Origin of the sequence: Vibrio sp. YT-17 (assembly GCF_033337375.1) — a bacterium.
Lineage (GTDB): Bacteria > Pseudomonadota > Gammaproteobacteria > Enterobacterales > Vibrionaceae > Vibrio > Vibrio alginolyticus.
The window spans coordinates 1-6383 of sequence record NZ_JAWOQP010000048.1; the positions used below are offsets into that span (position 1 = coordinate 1).

5 protein-coding genes and 4 tRNA genes are annotated in these 6383 nt (G+C 42.9%); 6 read left to right on the forward strand and 3 right to left on the reverse strand.

Going from position 1 to position 6383, the window contains the following annotated elements; translation table 11 throughout:
- Nucleotides 1-720: 720 nt before the first annotated feature.
- Together pssA and R7F67_RS23625 are read right to left on the reverse strand one after the other, a co-directional pair.
- The gene (gene pssA, locus R7F67_RS23620) at nucleotides 721-2061 is read right to left on the reverse strand and encodes a CDP-diacylglycerol--serine O-phosphatidyltransferase (protein WP_025998545.1); all 1341 of its coding nucleotides are present in this window, start codon (nucleotides 2059-2061) and stop codon (nucleotides 721-723) included.
- A 71-nt stretch (nucleotides 2062-2132) separates the two neighbouring features.
- Entirely contained in the window at nucleotides 2133-2564 is a 432-nt protein-coding gene (locus R7F67_RS23625) for a GNAT family N-acetyltransferase (protein ID WP_017633746.1), read from the reverse strand.
- A 101-nt stretch (nucleotides 2565-2665) separates the two neighbouring features.
- On the opposite strand from R7F67_RS23625, the gene murB reads away from it, so the two are divergent.
- Together murB and birA are read left to right on the forward strand one after the other, a co-directional pair.
- The gene (murB, locus tag R7F67_RS23630; RefSeq protein WP_053303319.1) at nucleotides 2666-3709 is read left to right on the forward strand and encodes a UDP-N-acetylmuramate dehydrogenase; all 1044 of its coding nucleotides are present in this window, start codon (nucleotides 2666-2668) and stop codon (nucleotides 3707-3709) included.
- Entirely contained in the window at nucleotides 3706-4671 is a 966-nt protein-coding gene (birA, locus tag R7F67_RS23635; protein WP_005373054.1) for a bifunctional biotin--[acetyl-CoA-carboxylase] ligase/biotin operon repressor BirA, read from the forward strand. The genes murB and birA overlap by 4 nt, the downstream gene beginning before the upstream one ends.
- 7 nt (nucleotides 4672-4678) lie before the next feature.
- Here birA and coaA read toward each other — a convergent pair whose 3' ends face one another.
- Nucleotides 4679-5602: a type I pantothenate kinase gene (gene coaA / locus R7F67_RS23640; RefSeq protein ID WP_005388683.1), complete on the reverse strand. Its 924-nt coding sequence runs from the start codon at nucleotides 5600-5602 to the stop codon at nucleotides 4679-4681.
- A 205-nt stretch (nucleotides 5603-5807) separates the two neighbouring features.
- On the opposite strand from coaA, the gene R7F67_RS23645 reads away from it, so the two are divergent.
- The 4 genes from R7F67_RS23645 to R7F67_RS23660 all read left to right on the forward strand — a co-directional run bounded on the left by R7F67_RS23645 (nucleotide 5808) and on the right by R7F67_RS23660 (nucleotide 6203).
- Nucleotides 5808-5883: transfer RNA gene (locus R7F67_RS23645), tRNA-Thr, on the forward strand.
- A gap of 36 nt (nucleotides 5884-5919) precedes the next feature.
- Nucleotides 5920-6004, forward strand: a tRNA-Tyr gene (locus R7F67_RS23650).
- 35 nt (nucleotides 6005-6039) lie between these two features.
- Nucleotides 6040-6114, forward strand: a tRNA-Gly gene (locus tag R7F67_RS23655).
- Between the two features lie 13 nt (nucleotides 6115-6127).
- Nucleotides 6128-6203: transfer RNA gene (locus R7F67_RS23660), tRNA-Thr, on the forward strand.
- Nucleotides 6204-6383: the final 180 nt, after the last annotated feature.

Here is a 6383-nt window from a genome sequence, read left to right on the forward strand (position 1 = left end):
CGGCCTGTCACGCCGGGGGTCGCGGGTTCGAGTCCCGTCCACTCCGCCACTTATATTAAGCCTCAGTCGAAAGACTGGGGCTTTTTTCGTTTCTACTGCGGCGTTTCCCTGAAGTGTGTTTACACCTAACTAGACTACTCCCCATAATCCCTACTAAGCGAACTCTGCGTGATTACACACTAGGCTTTAATTAATTATAGGCCGGTGATGCTGTGGAAAGACAATATGACCTACGAACAAGCCTAAGTAATCTATGGTATTCAAAGGCGTTCAACGGCTTGAATCTTGATGAGAAAGAAAAAACGAGCTGTGCGCATAATCCAGAAAAGCGTCATATATACCCCAATCTCTCCTGGCTCAAAAATCAAACGACTTGAAAAGAATTGGAAGGTGAAAGATTGAAGGAGCTCTTCATTAGCGAGGTGATGATTTTCGACGCTGAACATTTGATGAGTCTCAGAAAAAATATATCGCCAAGGGGTAAGAAGCGCCAAAACAGAGAGGGGTAGCTTAGCTCGAGGCTGTAAGCTATGCGGAATACTCACAAACGTCAAAGCTCAAATCCATTAAGAGAATCGCTCTAGATCTAAGTGGTTATGTGCTCACTAGCGGTACTAGAAAATAGTTAAGTATTCCAAATGGATTATATGAAAAAGCCAACTGCTAAAGCGGTTGGCTTAGTATAAAAATCTCGACGTACTTTAGAGCGAGAAATGATGTCTAAAGAATACGTTTTAAAACACCATCTGCCTTTAGGCGGGTGATTTTTCTGACCAGTCGCTGTACCCCTATAGGATAGTCTTCTACTTTCTCTAATTGCTTATAAGTACAGATAAGGTGAGTATGCTCAAGAATACGCGAAACTTCGTCTTCAAACTTCCCAGTGAGCTTCGCATAATTGTCTTGTATGAGTAGCCCATTTTCTAGGTCGAGTGACCAAGCACGTGGATTTAGGTTATTCCCAGTAAGTAGCATATAGCGTTTATCAACCCAAATACCCTTAAGGTGGAAGCTGTTATTGTCATGCTTCCATAGGTGAATTGACAATTTACGTGCGGCGATATTCGCTTCATTGGCTTTCGCAAAGCGACGCAAATTCACTTCGTAAAGATATGGAAGTCCGCCAATGGTTTTAAAGTCTTCCTCAGGTGCAATGTAAAAGTCGTTGGCGGTTTTATCACCCACAACAATAGTTACTTTCACACCACGCTTCATGGCTCGTTTCACTTCACGATGAAGTGCTTTAGGGAAGTTAAAGTAAGGCGTACAAATGAAAATTTCGTCTTGGGCTGCTGCCAATAACTTTACAATCTGTTGATTGAGCAGATTACGGCGTTTGCCTAGCCCAACTAACGGAGTGACTTTTACACTTTCTTCTGTTGCAGCTTGGTCTTCAAACTTATAGTTGGCTTGAGCAAGAGAAGCCCTCAGTTGGCGAATCGCCGACTTTATTTCTTTGGTTTCTGGCTTATCTTTTCCTGCAAGATCATTAACGGCAGGGTGAGCAATCATTTCTTCCTGAATGAATTGCACCATTGAATTCGCTAAAGATTCATGTCGAATCATATGGTAACGATCAAATCGATAACGTTCATGATAATGGAGATAAACGTTATTTAAGCTCGCTCCACTGTAGATAACAGTATCATCGACAATGAAGCCTTTTAAATGCAGTACCCCAAAAACTTCTCTGCCACGCACTGGTATGCCATAGACAGGGATTGGGTGCTGGTACTTACTGGCATATGCTTTGTAAAGCGCTGAATTACCCTCAGATGTCTCCGCACCAATCAGGCCACGCTGCGCTCGATGCCAGTCGACACAGATATTGATGTCCAACCCAGGATTGCGCTGTTTCGCTTCATAAAGCGCAGTGAGAATTTCACGTCCAGCTTCATCATCTTCCAGATATAGAGCGACTAGGTAAATTCGCGACGTTGCTTTGCTGATAGCATCTAAAAGACGGGTTCTGAATGATTCTGCTGAATACAGAACATCAAAGTCTTCCGGATTGACAGCGAGACTTGGCAACTGTTCGAATGGATTCCTACTTACTATCATATCGGTATGAGTACCTTAGTTTAGTGCAATATTGCGAACCTGCCATTTTATCAAAGATATGATTTACCTGGCTACAAAAGCACGCGTTTTGATGTCGTTGAAGAGATGAATTGCATTGGAATGAGATCTTTACCGCTATCTACGTAACGTTGAAATGCCATTTTTAGCGGGTGTGGTAGCTCAGAGCAATCAATTGTTGTGAATCCATGCTTGGAATAATAGGATTCGAGATGTGTAAACGCGAAGCAATAATCGCCATCAGTGAAAACATTGTTTTTACAATGGGTTAGTAGTTTTTTTCCAATCCCTGTTCCCCTAACTTTCGGAATGACCAACATTCCTGTCAACAGACGAACTTTATCTACACCTTTTAAACGTAGTAACGCAATGATTTCACCCTTATGGCTTGCTGTAATGATCAATTCATCCTTTTTGGCTCGACCCGCAGGGTAATACGCTTTGTATAGTTTCTTAATGAGGGGGAGCTTGATGGGATTTAACACTTCTATGATTAATGAGTCTGGTATTGTCACTGCGGTTAAAAGATAACTAATGTAGAATGTCGACAGTTTAAGAGAATCTTATCTGGTGTTGCAAACCTACTATGCAAATTAAAACAAATGCGAGCCTAAAGGCTTACCATACTTTTGGAATTGAACAATCGTGTTCCTATTTAGCTATCGTTGAGTCGCTCGAAGATGTTATTGAGCTATTTCAAAACCCAAGATTCACCCATTTACCGAAACTTTTTTTAGGTAAAGGAAGTAATGTTCTTTTTACAGAACATTTTGAGGGATTAGTGATTGTTAATCGAATCATGGGTAAAGAAGTCACGGAAACGGATGAGCACTACCTATTACATATTGCCGGTGGTGAAGATTGGCCTGAATTGGTTTCCTGGTGTGTGAATCAGGGGATCGGTGGGATCGAGAACTTAGCTTTGATTCCAGGTTGTGCTGGCTCGGCTCCTATTCAGAACATTGGTGCGTATGGCCTAGAGCTAAAAGACATCTGTGATTATGTAGATGTTCTTGACCTAACTACGTTTGAAAACAAAAGAATGCACGCCCAAGACTGTGAGTTTGCCTATAGGGATTCCATATTTAAACATGCGTTGCACGGAAAGTGCTTTATCACCGCATTAGGGCTTAAGTTGGCGAAGCAATGGCAGCCGATTAACCAGTACGGCCCTTTACAAAGTATCCCAGAAGAACAACTCAGCCCTGCTTCTATCTTCGAACGAGTATGCCAAGTGCGAAAGGCAAAACTACCAGATCCAACCAAGATAGGTAACGCAGGTAGTTTCTTTAAAAACCCAGTGATCACGCAAGATCACTATGATCGACTCACAAAAAAATACCCTAACGTAGTGGCCTACCCAGCTTCTGGAGGAATGAAAATTGCTGCTGGTTGGCTTATCGATCAGTGTGGATTAAAAGGGAAGTCTGTACACGGTGCGCAGGTCAACCCTATGCAAGCTTTGGTTTTGACCAACATGGATAATTGTAGTGCAGATGACATTGTCGCGCTTGCTTCTTTAGTGAAGCAGACAGTATGGGACAAATACCAAATCATACTTGAGCATGAAGTACGCTTTCTCAATCGTACTGGGGAGACCAATTTGGCTCAGATCGAGGCATCTAGATGAGAAAAGATCACTCTACGAAACTTCATATTCTAAAGTTATTAAGTGATGGCGAGTTTCATTCAGGAGAAGCGTTGGGCGACGATCTTAATGTTTCTAGAGCGGCAATCGCTAAGCACATTAAAGGTCTTAGTGAATGGGGTATTGATATTTATCGAGTGCAAGGGCGCGGTTACCAATTAGCCTCACCATTGCAGTTGTTAGACGAGACTCTCCTTACCACTAGCTCGGAGTCACTTGTTGAACTCGTCCCTGTGATTGACTCAACGAATCAATATTTGCTCGACAGAGTCGCGGATTCGGAAAAGGGCCGTGTTTGTATTGCTGAATATCAAGCACAAGGGCGTGGTCGCCGCGGTAGACAATGGGTCTCACCGTTTGGCTCTAACTTATATCTCTCTATGTATTGGCGACTGGATGCAGGAATGGCTGCGGCAATGGGCTTGAGCTTGGTGATTGGGATTGCCGCAGTGGAAGCTTTGGAAGAAGTAGGCATGCAAGGTGTTAAACTCAAGTGGCCGAATGACTTGTATTATCAAGATAAAAAACTGGCCGGAATCTTGGTTGAAATGTCGGGTCAGGCCGGTGGGGCTGCTCATCTAGTGATTGGGATGGGCCTGAATATTGGAATGCCTGACGACCAGCCTGAGATTGACCAGCCATGGACCACGTTGAACCAAGTAAATCAGAGTCTCAAGATCGATAGAAATGTTCTAGCAATGACACTTATCAAGCATTGGAATTCCGCACTTGTCGAATATGAAATGAAAGGACTTACTGGCTTTATCGAACGTTGGAATCGGTTAGACAATTTCCTTAATCGTCAGGTCAAACTGCTTATTGGTCCTAGAGAGGTATATGGCGTCGTTCGAGGCATCGATCATCAAGGTGGAATATTAATCGAAACCTCCCAAGGACTAGAGACTTATATTGGTGGTGAAATCTCGTTGCGTAAAAGTGACTAATCTTCGATTACTTTCGCAACGAGACTTTATCAACTAAGTGGTTAACGCCTTTGTGTAGAATCAAGTGGGCTCTCTCACGAGTTGGAAGAATATTCAATTCTAAATTGAGCCCATTAATATCATGCCAAATTTGCTTCGCTTTTTTCTTTGCGTCATCGACAGAGAGTTGTGTGTAGTGGCTAAAATAAGAGCCTGGTTTCGTAAAGGCCCCTTGGCGAAACTTTAAAAAGCGTTCTACATACCAATGTTCAATGGTCTCTGTTTCTGCATCGACATAAATTGAAAAATCTAAAAAGTCAGAGACGAAGACACGATGCGGGTCATGTGGATAGTCCATTCCACTTTGCAGAACGTTTAAACCTTCAATAATAAGAACATCCGGTCTATCCACTTTTCTTAGTTCATCAGTAATGTCATACGTGATGTGAGAGTAGATGGGTACTTCAAGATCGGGCTTTCCTGCCTTTACGTCAGACATGAACTCGACTAAGCGCTTGATATCATAGGATTCTGGGAAGCCTTTACGATGCATGATACCGCGTTCTTCTAGTACTTTTTTCGGATATAGGAAGCCATCTGTTGTAACCAAGGACACTTTGGGATGATTCTCCCAACGAGAAAGCAATGCCGTTAGAATACGAGCAGTCGTACTTTTGCCTACAGCAACACTGCCAGCGATACCAATTACGAAAGGGGGAGCATGTTCCTCTGTATTTAAGAATTGTTGTAATACGGAATTGCGGCTTTGACGAGCCTGGACATACAGATTCAAAAGACGAGACAAAGGAAGGTAGATCTCTACCGCTTCCTCCATGGTTAGGTTTTCATTAATGCCCTGAAGCGCAGTCAAGTCGTCTTCAGAAAGTGTCATCGGTACAGAGTTTCTTAACTCGGCCCAATTTGCACGGTCAAATGACAAAAATGGACTCATGGGTCTCTTTTATCCTTGGTTTAATAGAAGCAAGAACATACATCAAGCGAACTTCAAAGCAAACGACAAAGGTCGAAGTTTACTTTAAAAAAGCTAAGTTTGTACGAATTTGCAGCAAACGAATCTAAAAAATCGAAATTTATGATTTTTTTTCAAATTACTATTGCAACCTAGAAAATCATTCAATAGAATGCGCACCACTTATGCCGACTTAGCTCAGTAGGTAGAGCAACTGACTTGTAATCAGTAGGTCACCAGTTCGATTCCGGTAGTCGGCACCATTCTTTCCTTTAGTAGTCTGAATGGCTTGAAAATTTGGAGGGGTTCCCGAGTGGCCAAAGGGAGCAGACTGTAAATCTGCCGGCACTGCCTTCGATGGTTCGAATCCGTCCCCCTCCACCATATTCTTTAGGAAATAGCTCTCAGAGTTACGTGTTGCGGGCATCGTATAATGGCTATTACCTCAGCCTTCCAAGCTGATGATGCGGGTTCGATTCCCGCTGCCCGCTCCACTCTAATTTGAGTGCTGATATAGCTCAGGTGGTAGAGCGCATCCTTGGTAAGGATGAGGTCGGCAGTTCGAGTCTGCCTATCAGCACCAGCTCTCAAGTTTATTTCCTTTTGATATTAGATTTACCAATTATCTTTTTTTGGTTGCGTGGTCAATTTGGGCCACCTAAATCCGTACCTAGAGGGACCACTCATGTCTAAAGAAAAATTTGAACGTACGAAACCGCACGTTAACGTTGGTACTATCGGCCACGTTGACCACGGTAAAACA